Source organism: Ensifer sp. LC384 (assembly GCF_001695865.1).
In the GTDB taxonomy this organism is placed as follows: domain Bacteria; phylum Pseudomonadota; class Alphaproteobacteria; order Rhizobiales; family Rhizobiaceae; genus Ensifer.
This window is the reverse complement of record NZ_MBST01000038.1, coordinates 14197-35308: the sequence shown is the minus strand read 5'-3', so window position 1 is coordinate 35308 and position 21112 is coordinate 14197. Positions and strand designations below refer to the sequence as shown.

Genomic DNA, 21112 nt, shown 5'->3' with positions numbered 1-21112 from the left:
TTGCAACCCGGACCAGCCGGGCGGATCGGGGGCTGACCGTCAGCGCCAGCAGAGGTGTCGAGTGTCGCATTTCTAACTGGCTGGCGGCGCCGCATCTCTAATCAGCTGTGACATTGAGTGTAGCCGGGTACATTCTATTTTCAAGTGCGACATGCCAATGATTTCAATGGTTTCCCTTTGGAGATTTTGGGATGTCACGACGCTGTTCGCAGCTGAATCTGGCTGATCGCCGCCGCCTCTTCCACTTTGTCGAACGTAAACTGCCGATCAATGAAATGGCGCGCCAACTCGGCCGTCACCGATCGACGATCTATCGCGAGATCAGGCGCAATACATTCCACGATCGTGAGCTGCCCGACTATAGCGGCTACTTCCCAACGGTTGCTGACGACATCCGCAAAGAGCGGCGGCGGCGTCTGAGGAAGCTGATGCGGCACCCGCAATTGCGCGAACTGGTGATCGAGCAGCTGTAGGCGCTTTGGTCACCGGAACAGATCGCCGGCCGCCTGCTCGCCGATGGCGTGAGCGCCGTGCGTGTCTGCACCGAGACGATCTATCGCTTCATCTACGGCAAGGAAGATTATGCGCTGGAGCTCTTTCGGCATCTACCGGAAGGCCGCCGCAAACGTCGCCCTCGCCGGCTGACTGATCGGCGGCTACCACCGCTCGGGGCCGAGTTCGCACACCGAACTTGACGCCGACATATTGTGTGTATATACACGCAATATGTCCTATTGTTATTGCATCCTGCTGCGCAAGGCCTCGAGACGAGTGACGTCGCTCTATGACGAAGCGCTGGCGCCGATCGGCGTCAATCTCGCCCAGTTCAGCCTGTTGCGTAACATCCAGCGGGCTGAGCCGATTTCGCTGACGGACCTCGGGCACCGTACGGAATTGGAGCGTTCGACCGTCAGCCGAAACGTAAAGGTCCTGGAGAAGATGGAGTTGGTCGCGATGGCGAACGGTCAGGATCAGCGGGAATCGGTTGTCGTATTGTCTGACAAAGGTCGCCAGGTCCTGCGTGACGGCGCCCCCCTGTGGGATGGAGTGCAGACAGCAATCGAGGCCAAGCTCGGCGATGAAGCATCTGCCCAACTGACGGCGTTGCTACAGGCTCTCTAGCAAACTCAACACAATCGATCGACGGAAGGAAATGGCCGATGTTCGGACCGGTGCTCGCGCGTTATCTCGCCAAACGCGACATCCATTATGGCTGGGCCGTCGCGGCCGTCACGTTCCTCGTCATGCTGGCGACCGCCGGCGCGATGGGATCCGCCGGTGTTCTGATCAAGCCGCTCGAAACCGAGTTCGGATGGTCGAATGCCGAGATCTCATTTGCGCTTGCCATTCGCCTCGTGCTCTTCGGCTTGCTCGGGCCGTTTGCCGCGGCCTTCATGAACCACTTCGGCGTCAGGAAAGTCGTATCCGCAGCACTGCTTCTGATCGTCAGCGGCATCGTCGCTTCATTCTTCATGACGCAGTTGTGGCAGATGGTGGCGCTTTGGGGTGTGGTTCTCGGTGTCGGGACGGGCATGACCGCGCTGGTTCTCGGCGCCACGGTCGCAACGCGGTGGTTCGACAAGAGGCGCGGCCTCGTCGTCGGCCTGATGACGGCCAGCAATGCCACCGGCCAGCTCGTGTTCCTGCCCCTGCTCGCTTCACTTACCGAGGCGATCGGGTGGCGAACCGCCCTCACCGTCGTCATCGCCGTCCTGTCCTTCGCCTTCCTTCTGGTGCTCCTCTTCATGCAGGATCGGCCTGGTGATCTCGGTTTGGCACCCTATGGCGGCCGGGCGATCGTGCCGGCCCCGGCGCAGAAGCATAACCTGCGAACCTTGCTGCTTTCGCCACTGAAGGCGCTGCAGGAAGCCTCCCGTTCGAACACGTTCTGGGTGCTGTTTGCTACCTTCTTCGTCTGCGGCTTCAGCACCAATGGCCTGATCCAGATGCATTGGGTCTCGATCTGCGGCGATGTCGGCATCGCAGCGGTCGGTGCAGCAGGCTTCCTGGCGCTGATCGGTGTGTTCGACCTGGTCGGTACAGTCTTTTCCGGCTGGCTTTCCGATCGCTACGACAATCGTTGGCTGCTCTTCTGGTTCTACGGCCTTCGCGGCCTATCGCTCTTGTTCCTGCCGTTTAGCGGTTTCAACATCTACACATTGTCGATCTTCGCCATCTTCTATGGCCTCGACTGGGTCGCGACCGTGCCGCCGACTGTGAAGCTGTCGGCAGAACGCTTCGGCGCGGAGCGGGCGGCGCTGGTCTTTGGCTGGGTGTTCACCGGACACCAGCTCGGCGCGGCGAGTGCCGCGTTCCTTGCCGGCGCAAGCAGGACGTCGCTCGAGACATACACGCCGGCGCTGATTGCTGCCGGACTGTTGTGCATCGTCGCAGCAATGCTGGTTCTGACCGTCGGCCGGCGTGCACCGGCGGGCCTGGTGCCGCAGGCAAGCTAGGGCACCAGTATTTGCCGGCCGCGGTTCTCCACTGCGGCCGGCACCGACTTATTGAACGGCCGTCGTCCCGTAAACGAGGTTCGGCAGCCAGAGCGAAAGCTGCGGGAACATGCTGAGCATCACGAGCAGCACCATCATCATCGCGAGATAGGGCAACACTTCGCGCGCATAGGCCATCATCGGAACCTTCAGCACCATTGATGAGATGTACATCAGTCCGCCGACCGGCGGTGTGATGCCGGCAATGGTCAGGTTGGTGATGAAGACGACCCCGAAATGCACGCGATCGATACCGACGCCATCGATGATCGGGATCAGCATCGGCGTCAGGATGATCAGCGCCGCCGAGCCCTCAATCGCAGTACCGATAACGATAAGCAGCACGTTGATCAGCAGCAACATCAACAGCGGGTTGTCGGTTGCGCCGCCGAGCCAGCTCGACATCGCCTGCGGCACCTGTTCCCAGGCGAGGTAGAAGCCGAAGGCTGCAGCAGCACAGATCATGATCATGACCACAGCGGAATCGCGCACCGCCTCGGCGAGCACTTCGGGGATCTGTCGGATGGTGAACTCGCGGTAGCCGAAAACGGCGACGAACAGCACATAGACGACGACGACCGCGCCCGCCTCTGTAGTCGTAAACAGGCCGTAGCGGGTGCCGACGAAGATGACGACGGGGATCGAGAGCGCCCAAAGGCCGTCGACGAGCGCCTTCATGCCTTCGGCGCGGGTCGCCCTCTCCTTGCGCAACGGCTTGTAACCACGCTTCTTGGCAATGAAGTAGGTGGTGATCATCAGGCCGCCGGCAAGCACGAGGCCGGGCACGACGCCGGCTGCAAACAACCGACCGATCGAGGTTTCGGCGAGGAAGCCATAAACGATGAGACCGATCGACGGCGGTATCAGGCTTGTGATGATGGCGGCGGACGAGGTGATGACCGCAGCAAAGGCACGGCTGTATCCCCTCTCCGACATTTCGACGCCGAGGGTTTTCGCAAGCATCGCAGCGTCGGCGTTGGCGGACGCAGTCAAGCCGCCAAGCAGCGTGCCGAGCACCGTGCACATCTGGGCGAGCGCGCCGGTCATATGGCCGACGAGGACATCGGCGAGGTTCAGCAGCCGGCGGGTGATGCCCGAGGCGTTCATGATGCAGCCTGCAAGCACGAAAAGCGGTAGCGCCAGCAGCGACACGGACTGGCTGCCTTCGGCCATTTCCTGGGCGAAGTTGGCAAGCGGGATCATATCCATGTTGATGAGGAAGAACGCCAGCGCTCCGATCGCCATCGCCCAGGTGATCGGGGTCGATAGCAGGAAGAGCACGACGACCAGCAGCGACGGGCCGGCAAGATGAAAGAAGGTCATATCAGCGATTCCACATTGCGATGCACCCGGGCGGTCCACGGTCTTTCGACGATGAGGTGCTGGACGAACATGCCGGCGGATGCGAGCGCGAGCGGGCCGTAGGAGAGGCTGCGCGACAGGTCGAGGGCGATGGTGTGGACGTGGCGCGACGTCCAGGCCTGCCAGGCAAACAGCACCGTCATCACCACGAAGAAGACGGCGAGCAGCAGGTAATTGAACCAGGCAATTGCCTTCTGCCAGCTCGACGGAAAGGTCGTGACCAGTACGTCGATCGCGGCATGCGTCCCCAGACGGACGCCGGCAACGGCGCCGAAGAAGACGAGGTAGGCGAAGGCCATGATCGCCAGCTCGTAGGTCCAGGCGGCCGGTTGCGGAAAGATATAGCGGCTGACGACGCCCCAAAGGATCGAAAAGACGATGACGATGAGTGCGACAACGCCGATCGCCTCGTCGGCGCGGCGAAAACTGAGAAGAGGAATGGTCTCTTCAGGCAGGTGTGAGGTTTCCATGGCGGCCTCGGTCACTTGGAGAGAAGGATATGGGTGGCGTCATGCGCCACCCATTTTCGGCTCGGCCGGCCTGGCTGACATTCCGTGTGAGCTAGTTGGCCGATGTGGCGTCGGCGGCAAAGCCGGCGCCCCGTGCAAGCCGAGATCGGCTCGCCCGCCCTACTCGGCCATCGCCTTCTGCACACGGTCGTAGATGCCGGGAGTGATGTTCGGCACCTTGTCATAGGCGACGCGCGACGCCTCAACGAAGGCGGGAACGTCGACGTCGGTGACGATCTCGACACCGGAATCGGCGAGCTGCTTGGCGTAGGCATCGTCGGTTTCGAGCGTCGTCTCAGTCAGTTCCTTGGCGATCGTCTGCCCCTCCTCCAGGAGGATCTTCTGCAGATCTTCCGGCAGGCCGTTGAAGAACTGGCTGGATGCAACCCAGGCGGTGAACATGATCTGGTGGCCGGTCTTGGAGACAACCTTGCGGGTCTCGTTCAGTTTCGCGCCGGCGATCGAGCCGAAGGGGCCTTCGGCGGCGTCGACTACACCGGTCTGCAGCGCATTGTAGACGTCACCCCAGGGCAGTTCCGTCGGGCGTGCGCCGTAGCTTCCGAAGGTCGCCATCATGATCGGCGAGGACGGCACGCGGATCGTCACGCCAGCAAGATCCGCCGGGCTTCGAACCGGCTTGTTGGAAATGATGTGGCGGTAGCCGAAGAGACCGTTGGGCATGATGATCTTGATGCCCTGCGCTTCAAGCTTGGCCGACAATTCCTTGTAGAGATCCGATGCGAACAGGCGATCCGTCGCCTCGAGGCTTGGGTAGACATAAGGGCCGGCGAGAATCGACATGTCGGGCACGAACTGGCCGAGCTGGCCATAGTCCGTGGCGCTGAGCAGACTGGCGCCGCTCATCACCATCTCGTTGACCTTCTTCTGCGCGCCGAGCTGGTCGCCGGTCATCACGGTGATCGCGATGCGACCATCGGACCGCTTCTCGACGCGCTCTGAGAAGGTCTTCATCGCCTTGACGATCGGTTCGTTGGGATTCACCTGCGAGGTCGAGAAGCGCAGGCTGTATTCCTGCGCATTGGCGCTACCGCAATAGGACAGAGCGACCATGGCGGCCGCGAGCATCAGCTTTTTCATTGGATCCTCCTGTTCCGGACTCCCCTCCGGAATTCATTCATAAGCGAATGAATAAGTTATTTACGAATGAGTCGTGAGCGTCAAGCGCAATGTCTCGAGATAGTTGATGTTATTGTGGGCGGCTCAACGCACGCCGATTGCCGAAAACGGCAAAGCCGCCGCAGAAATCCTGCGACGGCTTTGCCAAGAATACGATGAATGCAGATATTATATATAAATACAGTCGCGAATACGATCCGGACCTTCAACCTGGAAAGGTGTAATCCTCGATGGATTGCGGCTTCATCTCGATCGAAAAGCCCGGCCGCTGCGGCGGCATGTAGGCGGCGTTGCGGATGACGCAGGGATCGAGGAAGTGTTCGTGCAAGTGATCGACATATTCGATCACCCGGCCATCCTTGGTTCCCGACACGGCGACATAGTCGATCATCGACAGGTGCTGGACATATTCGCAGAGCCCGACCCCGCCGGCATGCGGCCAGACAGGGAGCTCATACTTCGCCGCCACCAGCAGGACCGCGAGCACCTCGTTCAGGCCGCCCATGCGGCAGGAATCGATCTGTACGACGTCGATCGCGCCTTCGGCGATGAACTGTTTGAACATGATGCGGTTCTGGCACATTTCGCCGGTCGCGACCTTCACCGGGCCGATGGCCTCGCGGATCTTGCGGTGACCGGCGACATCGTCGGGGCTTGTCGGTTCCTCGATGAAGAACGGCTTGGCAAAGGCAAGCTGCTTGACCCAGTCGATCGCTTCGCCGACTTCCCAGACCTGGTTGGCATCGATCATCAGGTAGCGATCCGGGCCGATCACTTCCCGCGCAATCGTCAAGCGGCGAATGTCGTCGGCGAGATCGCGCCCGACCTTCATCTTGACGTGGTTGAAGCCCTGGTCGATCGCTTCCTGCGCCAGTCGGCGCAGTTTGTCGTCGTCATAGCCGAGCCAGCCGGCAGACGTCGTATAGCAGGCATAGCCTCCGTTTTTCAGCGTCGCGATGCGCTCGGCCTTTCCGGGCTCGGCGCGCTTGAGGATCGCCACGGCCTCGTCGCGGGTCAGCACATCCGTCATGTAGCGGTAGTCGACGATGTCGGCGATCTCCTCCGGCGACATGTCGGCGACGAGTTGCCAGACGGGCTTGCCGGCTTCTTTGGCAAGCAGATCCCAGACCGCGTTGACGATGGCACCGGTCGCGAGATGAATGGCGCCCTTCTCCGGGCCGATCCAGCGCAGCTGGCTGTCGCTGGTCAGGTGTCGCCAGAACCGGCCGGGATTGGCGAGAATCTCCGCCGTGTCCTTGCCGACGACGAGATGCTGCATGGCCTTGATCGCCATGCAGCAGATGTCGTTGCCCCGCCCGATCGTGAACGTCAGGCCGTGGCCCGCCAATCCGGGGTGATCAGTGTCGAGGATGACATAGGCCGCGGAATAGTCGGGATCCGGGTTCATGGCATCGGAACCGTCGAGGCTCTGCGATGTGGGAAAGCGCAGATCGAAGACGCGCAGATCGGTGATGCGGGTCATGTTTGCTCCAATGTGTATAAATCAGTCGTCCGCGCGCACGGACTGCTTCTGTGTGCCGAGACCCTCGATGCCAAGTTCGACGACATCGCCGGCCTTCAGGTAACGCGGCGGTTTCATGCCCATGCCGACGCCCGGCGGCGTGCCGGTCGAAATGATGTCTCCTGGCTGCAGCGACATGAATTGCGAGAGGTAGGAAACGAGATAGGCGACGCCATAGACCATGGTCTTGGACGAGCCGTTCTGCATCGTCTCGCCGTTGACCTTGAGCCACATCGGCAGGTTCTGCGGATCGGGGATCTCCTCCTTCGTCACCAGCCATGGGCCGGTCGGGCCGAAGGTGTCGCAGGACTTGCCCTTGGTCCACTGTCCCTGCCGCTCGATCTGGAACGCACGCTCCGACACGTCGTGGATCGTGCAATAGCCGGCGACATAGTCGAGGGCTTCAGCTTCGCTGACATATTTCGCCTTGCGGCCGATGACGACGCCGAGCTCGACTTCCCAATCGGTCTTCTCGGAGCCGCGCGGAATGACGAGATCATCGTTGGGGCCGACGATGGCCGACGTCGCCTTCATGAAGATGATCGGCTCGGAGGGAACAGTCGCACCGGTTTCGGCGGCATGGTCGGAATAGTTGAGGCCGATGCAGATGAATTTGCCTGTGCCGGCGACGCAGGGGCCGAGGCGCGGGCTGCCGGCAACGGCCGGAAGGCTGGCGAGATCGAGCTTGCTCAGTTCCGCCAACTTGGCAGGATCCAGCGCCGCGCCCGAGAAATCGGCAACATGGCCCGAGAGATCACGCAGCGTGCCGCCGGCGTCGATGATTGCAGGCTTTTCCTGTCCCGGTTCGCCATAACGAAGAAGTTTCATGGTGTCTTATCCCTGATGTGAGTGCTCAGATGGTCCAGCCACCATCGATGGCATAGGCCTGTCCGGAGGTATAGGTAGCGCCGGCGAGGTAGAGGGCGAGATCGGCGATCTCTTCCGGCGTGCCGATCCGTCCCATCGGCTGGCGGGCGATGAAGGCGGCCCTCGCCGTGTCGTAATCGCCCTGTGCCCGCATGCGATCCTGCAGCGAGGGGCTTTCGACCGTGCCGGGGCAAATCGCGTTGCAGCGGATGCCGTCGGCGACATAGTCGGCGGCGACGGATTTGGTGAGGCCGATTACGGCCGCCTTGGTCACGCCATAGGCAAAACGGTTCGGCACGCCCTTGATGCTCGATGCGACCGAAGCCATGTTGATGATCGATCCATCCTTGCGCGAAAGCATGCCGGGCAGCACGGCGCGGATGGTGCGGATCATCGCCTTGACGTTGAGATCGAAGGCGAACTCGAGATCGGCATCCTTCATGTCGAGGATCGATCCGGCATGCACGAACCCGGCGCAATTAAAGAGCACATCGACCTGGCCGATCTTGGCAACCAGCGCCTCGACAGCGCTGCCATCGAGCACATCGAGCCGATGGGTCTCGACATCGGCTTCCGCAGCAAGTGCTGCGAGCGCGTCGACGTTGATATCTGTGGCACGCACCTTCGCGCCGGCCCTGGCAAAGGCAAGTGCTGTGGCGCGGCCGATGCCCTGGGCTGCGGCGGTGATCAGGACGACCTTACCCGAAAGACCCGTTGTCATTGTTGATCCCTCATGCTTTGCGTTCGACGACCAGGATATGGTCGGCGGCAAGGACGACCTCGCCACGCTGGTTGATAACTTCGCATCGTTCGACGACACGTCCCGTCTTCGGCCGCTTCGGATCGTCCTCCTTGGCGGAGATCGTCACGCGGGTGCGGATGGTGTCGCCGATATGAACCGGACGCACGAACCGTAACCGATCATAGCCATAAGAAAAGGCGACCGGATTGATCAGCGACGCGGTCAGCCCGACGCCGATCGAAAAGATCATGGTGCCATGGGCGATCCGCTGTCCGCCGGGCAAGGTCTTGGCGAATTCGGCATCCATATGGTGCGGGAAGAAGTCGCCCGTGTGTCCGGCATGGACCACGAAGTCAGTCTCGGTGATCGTGCGGCCCGTGGTCAGCCTGACATGGCCGAGTTCATAGTCTTCGAAATGGATTGTCTGTTCTGCCATCGTCACCGTCCGGGAAGTGGCGCGATCGCGGTTGCGGGCCGCGCGCTCGATTGGTAGGCGGCCTCGACCAGCGCCATGGTCTGCCAGGCGTCGTCGACGGAGCCGATCAACTGTTCGTCCTCGCCGCTGACGAAGCGCTGCAGGTTGGCCATGCGATTGGTAAAAGCATCCGGGAACCACGCGCCTTTGAGCGGAACCTCGATCCATTCCTTGCCGCCGGCCGGCTGGATCCAGAGTTCGTCGGGCTCGCCGCGCGGATAGTCGAGATTGACCCCGAGCTTGACGTAGGCGGCCCCTTCGGTTCCCGAGATGCGGAACTCGCAGGCCTGGAACTTGCGGCCGAAATCGTGGTCGTGATTGACCGACAGCACGCAGCGCACGCTGTCACCATAGTCGAGAATGGCCGCCGTGCGGGTCTGCGCCACCTCATGATTGGGATGGCCGATCGTCTTGGCGTGAACACCGTCGGGATTGCCGAGCAGCCCGCGGATCAGGTCGAGATAATGGATCGAATGCATGGCAATCTCGATCCGCGGCAGGCCTTTCAGGAACGGCCAGAGGCCCCAGGGTGTGGCGAGCGCAATCCATGCGTCGAAGTCGACGACCTGGCCGAGATGGCCCTTGCCGATCGCATCGCGCAGCGCCAGCATCATCGGGGCAAAACGCAGCTGAAAATTGACCGCTGCCTTCAGCTGCCGGTCGCGGCAGATGTTGAGAATCTCCGTCGCCGCATCCAGATCTCCGCCCATCGGCTTCTGGATCAGGGCGCCCGCGCCGATTGGCAGTTTCGACAGGATTGCCGCATGCGCGGCCGGCGGCGTTGCCAGATCGAAGATTGCATCGGGGATCGCCAGCGCCTCGGCCTCGGTGGCAAACGCCCGAATGCCCCACGCGGTCGCAAGCGCTGCTGCCTTCTCGACATCCGGGTCGAAGATGCCGGCGACGGGAAAGCCTGCCTTGCGATAGGCCGGAAGATGCGCGTCGTCGACGATGCTGCCGGCGCCGAAGATGACGATCGGCCGCGGCTTCTCAGGTGTCGGCCAGGATTGCTGCAGGGCTGAAGGGTCGAAGTCGTCAGTCACGGTGGGGAGCCTTCCCATCGTGGTGAAAAACTTCCTCCATCATCGCCCACCACTCGCCATCCCCGCGCATTTCGAGCGGCTTCTGGCAGGGCATGCACACCGACCACCACTCCTGGTTCTTCGGGTGTGCGGCCATCCTGGCCATATCCGCCGCGAAATCCTCGCCGACATACTCCCAGTAGCCGAACAGCAGGTTCTCCGGCTCTTTCAGGAAGATCGAATAGTTCGTGACGTTGCATTCGGAAATCAGCGCCAGGATCTCCGGCCAGACGGCGGCGTGCAATTTCTTGTATTCGGCGATCTTTTCGGGCTGAAGACCGATCACCATTCCCATCCGTTGCATGGCGACCTCCTCTACTTCACAAATTCCCGGGTGAATTCATCGATCGAGCGCGCCTTGACGGCATCCCAGTCCCAGGCAATGCCGATGCCGGCTTCGGACGGTGCGATCGCGCGTCCATTGCGGATCTCCATGCCCTTCGTCGTCAGTTCATCGAGTTGCGGAATGTACTCCACATATTTGCCGTTCGGCACGGCGCAGACGAGGCTGACATGCAACTCCATCAGGAAGTGCGGGCAGACCGGAATATCGAACGCCTCGGCCGCATGGGCGACCTTCAGCCAAGGGGTGATGCCGCCGATGCGGGCGACGTCGACCTGGACGATCGAGCAGGCTCCCTTCTGCATGTATTCCCGGAAATGGCGGATCGAATACATGGATTCGCCAACGGCGATCGGGGTCGGGGTCGAGCGCGTCAGGCGGATATGGCCATCGAGATCGTCGGCCGGCAGCGGTTCCTCGATCCAGGCGAGATCCAGCTCCTTCAGGCGTGCGGCCCGGCGGATCGCCTCGTCGACGGTAAAACCCTGGTTGCAATCGGTCATGATCTCGAAGCCGTCGCCGAGCGCCTTGCGCATCGCCGACAGTCGATCATAGTCCTCGGAGCCGTGCGGCTTGCCGATCTTGACCTTGGAACCGGAAAAGCCTTTCGCCTTGGCCTGGAGCGCATCCTCAACGAGGGCCTCCTTTTCGATATGCAGCCAGCCGCCTTCGGTGGTGTAGAGCGGGCAATTGTCCTTGGCGCCACCGGCGAGCTTCCAGAGCGGCAGGTTCTGCTTTTTCGCGCGCAGATCCCAGAGCGCCACATCGACGGCCGCCAGCGCCAGCGCCGTGATCGGGCCGATGGTGGTGGCGTGAGTGGCAAACTCCATCTTGTGCCAGATGGCCTCGATGCGATCGGCGTCCTCGCCGATCAGGATCGGAGCCAGGTGGTCGGAAAGCAGGCGCATGACGGAAGAGCCGCCTGTGCCGATCGTGTAGCTGTAGCCGGTGCCCGTCGCGCCATCGGAATCGGTAATCGTGACGATCGGCGTTTCCTGGCTGACGAAGCTTTGGATCGCGTCGGTCCGCTTCACCTTCGGCTGCAGATCGACCATACGCAGTTCAATTTTCTCGATCCTTGCCATGTCAGCCTTCCAGAGCCTTTCCTGTCTCGATGTCGAAGAGATGGGCGCGGGAGAGGTCGAAGCTCATGCGCACGCTTTCGCCGGAGCGAAGGGGGCGCGGATTGAGCATGCGCGAAACCCAGTCGCGCCCATTGAATTGGATGAACACCAGCGTCTCGTTGCCGAGCGGTTCGGTGATGGTGACGGGCAGCTCGACCTCGTGCACGGCAGCGGCATCGCCAGCGTGAAGGCCGTGACCCGTGGGGTAGATATCGTCCGGGCGCAGGCCGAACGTGACTTTCTGGCCAGCACGGAGTGCGCCGACAAACCGCGGCGGGATCGGCAGCCGAACGCCGCTCGCAAACACCAACTGGCCATTGTCGACCACCGCCTCGTCCATGTTCATCGGCGGCGAGCCGATGAAGCCGGCGACGAATTTCGTCGCGGGCTTCTGGAACACCTCTTCCGGCGTTCCGACCTGCTCGATATGGCCGTCGCGCATGATGACGATGCGATCGGAAAGCGTCATCGCCTCGACCTGGTCATGCGTCACATAGATCATCGTCGCCTGCATACGGGCATGCAGCTTCTTGATTTCGGTGCGCACCTGGGTGCGCAGCTTCGCGTCGAGGTTGGACAGCGGCTCGTCGAACAGGAAGACGTCGGGCTGGCGCACGATCGCACGCCCCATCGCCACGCGCTGGCGCTGGCCACCGGACAGTTGTGACGGGCGGCGCTCCAGCAGATGGCCGAGATCGAGGATGGCCGCAGCCTCCTCGACGCGCGCCTTGATGTCATCAGTGGAGCGACCGGCGATCTTCAGCGAGAAACCCATGTTCTCGGCGACCGTCATGTGCGGGTAGAGCGCGTAGGACTGGAAGACCATCGAGATGTTGCGGGCGCGTGGCGGCAGGTCGTTGACCTTGCGGCCGCCGATCTCGATGGCGCCGCCGCTGACGTCTTCGAGGCCGGCGATCATGCGCAGCGTCGTCGACTTGCCGCACCCCGACGGGCCGACCAGCGCGATGAACTCGCGGTCCTTCACCTCGAGATCGATGCCGTGAACGACCTCGAGCGCGCCATAGCGTTTGACAAGTTTCCTGAGGGTAACAGGAGCCATGAATTTATCCTTTCACCGCGCCGAAGGTGAGGCCCGAAACGAGGTGCTTTTGAATGATGAAGGTGAGCGTGAGGGCCGGAACGATCATGACCACCGCGAGCGCGCACATGCCGCGCCAGTCGATCGTGAACTCGGCGGTATAATCGAGCAGCCCGACAGGCAGGGTTTTCGAGTTGACCGAGCGGGTGATCTGCGAGGCCAGCGCATATTCGTTCCAGGATGTGAGGAAAGCGAAGATGCCGGCGGACGCAATGCCGGGACCGGCAAGCGGAAACTCCACCTGCCAGAAGGCCTGCCAGGGTGTGCAGCCGTCGATCTGTGCGGCTTCGGCCAGATCCTTCGGCACCTGGCGGAAGAAGCCGTCGATCAGCCAGATGGTGAAGGGCACGTTCAGGGCGACATAGGTCAGGATCAGGCTGAAATGCGTGTCGATGATCCCGGTGCGGGCATAGATCATGAACAGCGGCAGCGACAGCGCGATGCCGGGCACGGCCCGTGTCAGCATGAAGCCGAGGAAGATCGCCGACTTCGCCTTGAAGCGATAGCGGGCAAAGGCATAACCGCCGGCCATGCCGATCGCCAGAGCGATTACCGTCGACGTAACGGAGATGATCAGCGAGTTGCGGAAATAGTCCCAGACGGGAACCCCGCCCTGCCCGGCGCCGGCGAACATGGCGCGGTAGGCGTCGAGCGACAGGTCTTCCGGAATCCAGACCGGTGGCTTCGCCATGATCTCCACCGTCGGTCGCAGCGACGACAGCACGATCCAGAGGCCGGGCAGGCAGATCACCGCCATTGCGAGAAACAGCCCGATCAGGTGCGCCGCCTTCAGGAGGCGCCGGCGCAGGCGATGCGACGAATTGATATCCATTACCACTCGGCTCCGATCTGCTGGCGCGCGGCGGCGAGCTTGCGGAAGAAATAGACGGTGAAGACGATCGACAGCAGGATGGCGACATAGGCCATGGCATTCGCCATCCCCATGCGCGCATCGGCGTAGGCGGTGCGGCCGATCAACGTCCACAGGAGTTCTGTGCGCTTGGCCGGTCCGCCATCGGTCATGATTTTCACGATGTCATAGGCACGGGCGACGTCGAGCGAGCGGATCGTCATGGCGATGAAGGCAAACGGCATGAGATAGGGCCAGGTGACGTAGCGGAAGGTCTGCCACGGCGTGCAGCCGTCGACATGCGCCGCCTCGACCGGATCCTTCGGCATGGCCAGAAGACCTGCGAGAATGAGGATGGCGAAGACCGCGGTCGACGACCAGACCTCGGCAATGATGATCGAGATCAGCGCAAGGTTGCCGTCGATCAGCCAAGGGATGGCGCGGTCCGTCAGCCCGAGCGACTGCAGCGCGTTGTTCACGAAACCGATATTGTCGTTGAACATGAACTTGAACTGGAAGCCGACGAGCACCGGTGAAAACATCATCGGGAACATCATCACCGTGCGCAGCAGCCGCTGGCCATGGGTGGCCTTGTTGACGAGGAGCGCCAGGCCGAGACCCAGCAGCATCTCCGTGTTCAGGGCAACGGTGAGCAGCAGGACGGTACGGCCGAAGGCAACCCAGAAATCCCAGTTGCTCAACACCGTGATGTAGTTGCGCAGGCCGACGAAGATCCAGAGCGTTTCAGGCTTGGTCAGCCGAAACGGCGTGAAGCTCGAATAGAACGAAAAGACGAGCGGCAGCACGATGACCGCTGCCAGCACGACAAAGGCCGGCAGCAGCAGAAGGACCGGCGCGGACAGTTTCTTGAGCTTCATCAGGCATTCCTGAGGGTGACATCGCAGCGCCGCACGTCAGACATGACGCGCAAAAGACGCTGCAAGGTTTTAAACTTGCTGCATAATTTCTCCCCAACCGATCCCGATCCGGGGAATTACGCAGTAAATGACGAAGGCGGCGCCGACACCCTGGTATCGGCGCCGCCTTCCTTATCTGCGATCAGAGCTTTCCAGCGTCTTCCAGGATGCCGGTTGCCTTTTCGGCAGCGGCGTCGAGCGCCTCCTTCGACGTCTTGTCGCCAAGGATGGCGGCCTGGAGTTCAGGATAAACGGCGTTGGAGATTTCGATCCATTCCGCCGTCTGCGGAACCGGGAATGCGTGCTTTGCCGCTTCCTGGAAAGCCTGCAACACCTCGGTCTTGTAGGCGTCGCCTTCGGCGGCCTTGATGTTGTACTCCCAGACGGCAGTGCGTGTCGGCAGCGGGCCGGTCGCCGACTCGAGCTTCTGGCTGTCCTCGTTGGTCAGCCACCAGACGAGCGACGCAGCCGCTTCCTTGTTGGCGCAATCCTCGGTGACGGAGAAGCCATGGTGACCGGACCAGCCCGTGCGCTTGCCCGAGGAGCCCGCCGGCTGAACCTTGACGCCGACATTGCCGGCGACCTTCGACGACTTCGGGTCGTTGAAGAAGCTGGCCCAGCCAGGCCAGTCGAGATTGACGGCGATCGAGCCGGAGGCGAAGCCCTGGCCGAGATCATCCCAGAGATAATTGGTCGTGCCCGGAGGAACCGCCTTGTCCTTGTAGAGCTTGACGAACCAATCGAGGGCCTTGACGCCAGCTTCGGAGTTGAAGGCCGGACGGCCGTCCTTGTCGAGATATTCGCCGCCCTCGGCGACCAGCATCTCATAGAAGCGGCCGTTGATGGCCTCTTCCTTGCCGGCGAACTGCGTGCCGTAGAAGTTCGGCGGTGCTGCGAAGAATTCGGCCTGGTCGCTGACCTGGGCCCAGGTATCCGGCGGTGTCAGGTCGTAGCCGTACTTTTCCTTGAAAGCGGCCTTCTTGGCGTCGTCCTGGTAGAGGCTCTTTTGATAATAGAGCGCCGACACGTCGAACTGCGCGCGCGGAAGCATGACGAGCTTGCCGCCGAGCGTCGAGGCGTCGATCACCGCCGGCACGAACATCGCGACCTCTTCCGGCGGCAGCAACGCCAGCAGGTCGGTGTAGATATCGGGATACTGCGGGGCAAAGGACGAGTGGTTCGAGCCGACGCACCAGCTGATTCCGCCGGTGGCGATGTCCGACTTGATCTCCTTGTCGAGTTCGAAGTGATTCTTCTTCGACAGGATGTTGACCTTGGCGCCGGTCGCCTTTTCCCATTCCGCGATCCGCTCATAGAGCTTTTCGTATTGCTGTCCGCCGATCAGCTTGGCGTCGATGGTGACGCCTTCGAACTTGCCGGGCAGTTCCGCGGCGCCGGCCGCTCCCACTGCGCTGGCAAGCATGATGACTCCGGCCGAGACGCCGGAAAGCAGCCTGTTCATAACCTCTCCTCCACTGAAGCGCGCCCTCATCCCGGCGCGCATTTCTCATTTGTGAGAAACTAATTCATATACAAACAACAATTTTATCACCCGTCAAGGGCCAACTTCCTTTTGTCGGCGGCTTTCTCTGCGTATATGGATATGGATATTCACTAAGGAGGACGCCCATGGACACCGAAGAGTCCGATCGCTACCGCGCCCCCGCGCTGGACAAGGGACTTGATATTCTCGAGCTGTTGGCAAGCGTCGATGGCGGCCTGACGCAAGCGGAAATATCGAAGAGGCTCAACCGCAGCCCGAACGAATTCTACCGGATGCTCGACCGGCTGGTGCGCCGCGGCTATGTCACGCGCATTGATGGCGATCGCTATTCCCTGACGCTGAAACTTTTCGGCCTGGCCCAGCTGCACGCGCCGGTGCGGCGCCTCGCCTCCTATGCGACGCCACTGATGCGCGATCTTGCGCAACGGTCGAAGCAGGCCAACCAGTTGGCCGTGTTCGATCGAGGCTCGGCCGTGGTCATTGCCCAGCAGGAAGCACCTGATTACTGGGGAATCTCCATCAGGGTCGGCTCACATATCAGCCTGTTCGATACCGGCTCCGGTCACATTCTGCTCGCCTTCCGCACGCCCGAGGAGCGGGAGATGATGATCGCCGAGCACGCGCGCAGCAAGGACGAGATCTCGCTTGGTCCGGAATTCTATGCACGCCTCGACCAGATCCGCGAGCGTGGCTACGAAATGATGGCAAGCGCGCAGACGGCCGGGGTCTACAACCTCTCGGCTCCCATTCTTGGTCCCGATGGACGTGGCATCGCGGCGCTGACCATCCCTTATATCGCTCTGGTCAACGCGCCGTCTGCGCCAGATATCACCGAGACGATCTCGCTCTTGCGTAGCGCGGCGACACAGCTTTCGGTGCTTGCGGGCTCGGATGTGGCGCAATCGCCGGAATGAGCAGGCAGTGGAAATACAGTCGGCGCTTGATGTCCGCGATCGCGTTGCATGGACAATTTCTTATTTGAATGATCTCTTCTCATGTGAGAGTGTGAAGCATACGGAGGAGGCCGCATTGTGATCGTCGATACCCATCTGCATCTCATCAACAAGTCCGCGTTGACCTATCCATGGCTGGCAGGCGTCCCGGCGCTTGATCGGGATTTCCTTTATTCGACCTATGAGGTGGAAGCCCGGCGTGTCGGCATCGATACGGCGTTGCACATGGAAGTCGATGTCGATCCTGGCGAAATGGAGTTGGAGACCTCCGAAGTTCGGCAGCTTTCGCAAAGGACGGACAGCCTGCTCAAGGGCGCGATTGCCGCGTGCCGTCCGGAGGAAGTGGGCTTTGCGGCCTATCTCGAACGGCAGCAGGGTGATTCCCTTGTCAAAGGTTTTCGCCGCGTTCTACACGTGGTCGCCGACGACCTGTCGGAAGGTGCTATCTTCCGCGAAAACATCAAGCGGCTGGCCGGCAGCCGCTTTACCTTTGATCTCTGCGTCCTGCCGCACCAGATCCCCAAGGCCATCGCCCTTGCCGATCTCGTGCCCGATTTGCAGTTCGTGCTCGACCATTGCGGCGTTCCCGATATTCGCAGCGCTGCCGAGCATCCCTGGCGTGAGCACATGAGCGAGATCGCTGAGCGGCCGAATGTGGTCGCCAAGATATCCGGCGTCGTCGCCTATGCCGACGAAAGCTGGAATGTCGAAACGCTTCGACCTTACGTCGAACATACGATCGCCGCCTTCGGTTGGGATCGGGTCGTCTGGGGCAGCGATTGGCCCGTCTGCACGCTCGGCGGCAACCTTTCGACCTGGGTTGCGACCACTCACGCGCTGCTCAATGGCTGCAGCCCGCACGAGCAGACAAAGCTGCTTTCGGCAAATGCGCGTCGGATCTGGAATCTTGCGTAGAGGGCGCGAACGCCCCAAACAAAGGCGAAACCGCTGGCTGTGGAACTTAAACGCCGGAGATGGGCAATCCCATCTCCGGCGTTTGTCTTCATGCGGCCGTGAAGCTTTCAGCGAAGAGCCGGTTGAGATCGTCGACGACCTGTCGCGCCTTCTCCCTGCGCAAGAGCCCGCTGTTGATGCGGTCCGAGGCCGCCTGCTGGAACGGCATGTAGCCGTCGTGTCGGGGACGCACCCAGGCGGTTTCGAGCGTCACACGGGTCGCGCGATAAAAGTCGGATGTAACTGCGTTCACCGCACCGTCGTCCCAGGCGTCGCCATGTCCCGGCTGTCCTCCGCCAAAGGCGTAGGCCTGACGCTGCACTTCACCGCTAGCAACCCAATAGGCAAAGTTGGTCGCAGCCTCGATGGACGCGGAGAAGGCAGAGACGGCGATGCCCGTTCCGCCAAGCGCCGAACCACTCGGGCCATTCCGACCGGAGACCGGAATATCGCCAAACCGGATCAGCGACGGCCGGAAACCGGCGATTGAGTAGCTGACATAGCCGTAGATCAGCGGCGCGCAGACGACCGTTGCCTCCGGGGCTGACATCGCCTCCAGCACCGCGATCGGATCCATCTCGAAGCATACGGGATCGATCAGCGAGACAAGCTCGGAAAGCATTTCGAAGGCAACCACGCCACCATCACGGTCGATGAGGTCCGCTTGTCCACCCACCACGCAGGGGTGACCAAGATTGCCGCAGAGCGTGTAGAAGCTCATCAGCGAATGTGGTGGCCGCAGCGGCAGCAGAACCCTCCCCCTGCGGGCGAGGTCCAGCATGCCGGACCAGCTCGAAACACGATCGCCGAGATCCGGGCGCCAGGCCTGGACCTGCGTCGCCGCATCGATCGGAAAGGCCCATTGACGGCCGTTCCAGGCGTAGCTCGGATAGGATTGCCCAACCGAGCCGGCTGCAAGCGCCTGACGTTCGGCCTCCCGACCGACCACATCGAGGGGGGCAAGGCACCCTTCATTGGTGATCTGCCCGACATGCGGATGATCGATGACGATCAGATCGTATGTCCTCGCGAGCTCCTCGACCGGATAGGTCTCGAAATCCTGCAGCGACCGCTTCTCCCAGTGGATGGCGACCCCCGTCTTTTCCTGCCAGAGCCGAGAACAGGCCACCATCGGGTCGTAGCCGCGCGGATGGCTCCATGTCATGCCCTTGAGAGTGACGCTCATAGGCCAAACTCCTCGCGGATCGATGCACTGTGTTCGCCGATCCTGGGGGCCGCGCGATCGACCTGGGCGCGCCGACCGTTGACCCTGAGCGGCGAACGGGTGGTCAGGATCGACACGCCGTCTTCGCGGTTGACGGTCTGCAGCATGTCGAGAATGCGGAAGCCGTCGCTCTCCAGCAGTTCGTTCCAGTTGAGCACGCGGGCGCACCAGATGTCGGCCGGCTCAAGTACGGCAAGCCAATGATCGACTGTGTTATCGCCGATGCGCTCGGCAATCAGCGCCTTGATCTCGTCGCGTGCGGAGAACCAGGACGATGGGTCATCGCAATAGGGAGCGAGTTGCGGCATCTCCAGCAGCTGGGCGAGTTTGGAGATCGGCGTCATGGCAATGGCAAGATAACCGTCCTTGGCCGGGTAGACGCCATAGGGAGCCGACAAATAGGCATGGGCGCTGCGGAAGTCCGAACGCCTGGGCAGTCGCCTGCCGTCGTTGAGGTGGGTCGTCAGCACCTCGAACTGGAAATCGACCAGGGCTTCGAGCAGGCTCGTCTCGATAAGGCTGCCCTTGCCGGAGATGCCGCGGCGGACGAGGCCGGCAAGAATACCCTGCGCGGCGGCCGCGCCCGCAAGCATATCGCCGATGGCAAGGCCGAAGGGGACCGGGCCCTGCGCTTCGTCACCGTTCAACCACATGACGCCGGAGCGCGCCTGCGCCAGCAGGTCCTGGCCCGGTCGCTTGACCCAGGGTCCCTCTTCCCCATAGCCGCTGATCGAGGCGTAGACGATGCGCGGGTTGATCGCCCGAACGGCCTCATAGTCGAGCCCGAGTCGCTGGATCACGCCGGGGCGGAAGTTCTGGATCAGGACGTCGGCCTTGGCGAGCAGCGCCTTCAGCGCCGCCACATCCGCTTCGTCCTTGAGATCGATCGCCAAACTCTCCTTGGCGCGATTGATCGCGTGGAAGATCGTGGAATCGCCACCGATCTCGGTGTCGCTGAGATAGAGGCGGCGCGAAAGATCGCCACCGTCCGGCCGCTCGATCTTGATGACGCGCGCGCCCAGGTCCATCAGCCTTAGGGAGCAGTAGGGACCGGAGAGAAACTGGCTCATGTCGACGACGACAAGACCGGCCAATGGCAGTTCGTTTTCCTCGTGCATCGCTGTTCTTATTTCTCTGTCTTGCCGGCGAAGTCGGCCGGGTTCTTGTACTTTACCGTCTGCAGGTGCTCGCAGTAGAGCACCAGCTCGCCCTCGTTCTTGAAGACCTGGTAGCTGGCCCGGATCAGGCCCAGCTCCTTGTAGCGCGGTGTTTTGTCCATGTTGGTACGGATCGTGTAGATCGTGTCGCCCAGAAAGACCGGCTTGATGAAGCGCAGCTTGTCGTAGCCATAGGAGAAGGCGTTGACGCAGTTCGTGGCGACGAGGCCGAGCCCGGCCGAAAAGACGAAGGCGCCGGCCACCAGGCGACGGCCGAAGATGCCTTCGCGCTCGGCAAACATCTGATCCTGGACGTAAGGATGGATGTCGACGACCAGCGTATTGAACAGGTGGCTGTCACTCTCCGAGATCGTCCGGCGCAACGAGCGTATGCGCTGGCCGACCGGCCAATCCTCGTAGAACCAGTTTTCCGCATTCCACACGGGAAGGGCAGCGTGATCCTCCGGCATGTCGGAGGGGCGCGTCGTCGAGACGCCGACGGTGGGTGAAAATTCATTCATGAGGGAAGCCTGCGCCGGTTCGTGCCAGCACTCGCAGCTGGCGATTGTCGGTGGGGCGGTCCAGGCCGCGATGGCGCGGTCGTTGGGTCATATATCTCCTCCAAGAATTTTCTTATGTAAAGATACTGTTCACATATGGAGGCGATTTGCAAGATACAACATGGCCTGGAGGCGCCAGACGTTGCGAGCCAGCCCGCGACAGCCAGCGCGGCTGGCGGCCAGACTCCAAAGCTTGTGCCGTAGATCGAAATGTTGCGCAGTCGGCGCATGTGAG

The 21112-nt window shown here is 61.7% G+C and carries 21 protein-coding genes and 1 pseudogene; 5 read left to right on the top strand and 17 right to left on the bottom strand.

Annotation, left to right across the window (positions count from 1 at the left end; translation table 11 throughout):
• Window positions 1-191 precede the first annotated feature (191 nt).
• The 3 genes and pseudogenes from BC363_RS24315 to BC363_RS24305 all read left to right on the top strand — a co-directional run.
• Window positions 192-632: pseudogene (locus BC363_RS24315) on the top strand (helix-turn-helix domain-containing protein); the annotation flags it as partial.
• 94 nt (window positions 633-726) lie between these two features.
• Window positions 727-1122, top strand: coding sequence for a MarR family transcriptional regulator (locus BC363_RS24310; RefSeq protein WP_065785496.1), 396 nt, complete (start codon window positions 727-729; stop codon window positions 1120-1122).
• Between the two features lie 38 nt (window positions 1123-1160).
• Window positions 1161-2456, top strand: coding sequence for an MFS transporter (locus BC363_RS24305; RefSeq protein WP_065785497.1), 1296 nt, complete (start codon window positions 1161-1163; stop codon window positions 2454-2456).
• Between the two features lie 48 nt (window positions 2457-2504).
• Here the strand turns inward: BC363_RS24305 and BC363_RS24300 are convergent, their stop codons facing one another.
• From BC363_RS24300 to BC363_RS24235, 14 genes are all read right to left on the bottom strand, one after another.
• Window positions 2505-3818, bottom strand: coding sequence for a TRAP transporter large permease (locus BC363_RS24300; RefSeq protein WP_065785498.1), 1314 nt, complete (start codon window positions 3816-3818; stop codon window positions 2505-2507).
• On the bottom strand, window positions 3815-4327 hold the full coding sequence (locus BC363_RS24295) for a TRAP transporter small permease (RefSeq protein WP_065785499.1): 513 nt from the start codon (window positions 4325-4327) through the stop codon (window positions 3815-3817). The genes BC363_RS24300 and BC363_RS24295 overlap by 4 nt, the downstream gene beginning before the upstream one ends.
• A gap of 159 nt (window positions 4328-4486) precedes the next feature.
• On the bottom strand, window positions 4487-5464 hold the full coding sequence (locus BC363_RS24290) for a C4-dicarboxylate TRAP transporter substrate-binding protein (RefSeq protein ID WP_065785500.1): 978 nt from the start codon (window positions 5462-5464) through the stop codon (window positions 4487-4489).
• Window positions 5465-5708: 244 nt separating this feature from the next.
• Window positions 5709-6986, bottom strand: a complete 1278-nt coding sequence (locus tag BC363_RS24285) for an L-fuconate dehydratase (RefSeq protein ID WP_065785501.1) — start codon at window positions 6984-6986, stop codon at window positions 5709-5711.
• A gap of 21 nt (window positions 6987-7007) precedes the next feature.
• On the bottom strand, window positions 7008-7853 hold the full coding sequence (locus BC363_RS24280; protein ID WP_065785502.1) for a fumarylacetoacetate hydrolase family protein: 846 nt from the start codon (window positions 7851-7853) through the stop codon (window positions 7008-7010).
• Window positions 7854-7878: 25 nt separating this feature from the next.
• A complete protein-coding gene (locus tag BC363_RS24275; RefSeq protein ID WP_065785503.1) occupies window positions 7879-8613 on the bottom strand; it encodes an SDR family oxidoreductase in 735 nt (244 codons plus the stop codon).
• Window positions 8614-8623: 10 nt separating this feature from the next.
• Window positions 8624-9070 carry a MaoC/PaaZ C-terminal domain-containing protein gene (locus tag BC363_RS24270; protein ID WP_065785504.1) on the bottom strand — a complete coding sequence of 149 codons (447 nt, stop codon included), beginning with the start codon at window positions 9068-9070 and terminating at the stop codon, window positions 8624-8626.
• A gap of 2 nt (window positions 9071-9072) precedes the next feature.
• Window positions 9073-10152 carry a Gfo/Idh/MocA family oxidoreductase gene (locus BC363_RS24265; RefSeq protein WP_065785529.1) on the bottom strand — a complete coding sequence of 360 codons (1080 nt, stop codon included), beginning with the start codon at window positions 10150-10152 and terminating at the stop codon, window positions 9073-9075.
• Window positions 10145-10495 (bottom strand): L-rhamnose mutarotase, encoded by a 351-nt coding sequence (locus BC363_RS24260; RefSeq protein WP_065785505.1) that lies wholly within the window; start codon window positions 10493-10495, stop codon window positions 10145-10147. Before BC363_RS24260 ends, BC363_RS24265 begins: the two co-directional genes overlap by 8 nt.
• An 11-nt stretch (window positions 10496-10506) precedes the next feature.
• The gene (locus BC363_RS24255) at window positions 10507-11619 is read right to left on the bottom strand and encodes a mandelate racemase/muconate lactonizing enzyme family protein (RefSeq protein ID WP_065785506.1); all 1113 of its coding nucleotides are present in this window, start codon (window positions 11617-11619) and stop codon (window positions 10507-10509) included.
• Window position 11620: 1 nt separating this feature from the next.
• Complete coding sequence (gene ugpC, locus BC363_RS24250) at window positions 11621-12718, bottom strand: sn-glycerol-3-phosphate ABC transporter ATP-binding protein UgpC (RefSeq protein WP_065785507.1); 1098 nt, start codon at window positions 12716-12718, stop codon at window positions 11621-11623.
• 4 nt (window positions 12719-12722) lie between these two features.
• Window positions 12723-13589, bottom strand: a complete 867-nt coding sequence (locus BC363_RS24245; protein WP_065785508.1) for a carbohydrate ABC transporter permease — start codon at window positions 13587-13589, stop codon at window positions 12723-12725.
• A complete protein-coding gene (locus tag BC363_RS24240; protein WP_065785509.1) occupies window positions 13589-14485 on the bottom strand; it encodes a sugar ABC transporter permease in 897 nt (298 codons plus the stop codon). The genes BC363_RS24245 and BC363_RS24240 overlap by 1 nt, the downstream gene beginning before the upstream one ends.
• A gap of 181 nt (window positions 14486-14666) precedes the next feature.
• Complete coding sequence (locus BC363_RS24235; RefSeq protein ID WP_244519942.1) at window positions 14667-15947, bottom strand: sugar ABC transporter substrate-binding protein; 1281 nt, start codon at window positions 15945-15947, stop codon at window positions 14667-14669.
• Window positions 15948-16153: 206 nt separating this feature from the next.
• On the opposite strand from BC363_RS24235, the gene BC363_RS24230 reads away from it, so the two are divergent.
• Window positions 16154-16942 carry an IclR family transcriptional regulator gene (locus BC363_RS24230; protein ID WP_053252774.1) on the top strand — a complete coding sequence of 263 codons (789 nt, stop codon included), beginning with the start codon at window positions 16154-16156 and terminating at the stop codon, window positions 16940-16942.
• A gap of 117 nt (window positions 16943-17059) precedes the next feature.
• The gene (locus tag BC363_RS24225; RefSeq protein ID WP_065785511.1) at window positions 17060-17896 is read left to right on the top strand and encodes an amidohydrolase; all 837 of its coding nucleotides are present in this window, start codon (window positions 17060-17062) and stop codon (window positions 17894-17896) included.
• Between the two features lie 88 nt (window positions 17897-17984).
• Here BC363_RS24225 and BC363_RS24220 read toward each other — a convergent pair whose 3' ends face one another.
• Genes BC363_RS24220 through BC363_RS24210 form a run of 3 tightly spaced genes read right to left on the bottom strand, consistent with a single transcriptional unit; the run spans window position 17985 to window position 20838 of the window.
• Entirely contained in the window at window positions 17985-19121 is a 1137-nt protein-coding gene (locus tag BC363_RS24220; protein WP_065785512.1) for an ABC transporter substrate-binding protein, read from the bottom strand.
• Entirely contained in the window at window positions 19118-20278 is a 1161-nt protein-coding gene (locus BC363_RS24215) for a CaiB/BaiF CoA-transferase family protein (RefSeq protein ID WP_065785513.1), read from the bottom strand. Before BC363_RS24215 ends, BC363_RS24220 begins: the two co-directional genes overlap by 4 nt.
• Before the next feature lie 8 nt (window positions 20279-20286).
• Entirely contained in the window at window positions 20287-20838 is a 552-nt protein-coding gene (locus BC363_RS24210; protein WP_065785514.1) for a MaoC family dehydratase, read from the bottom strand.
• Between the last annotated feature and the right edge of the window lie 274 nt (window positions 20839-21112).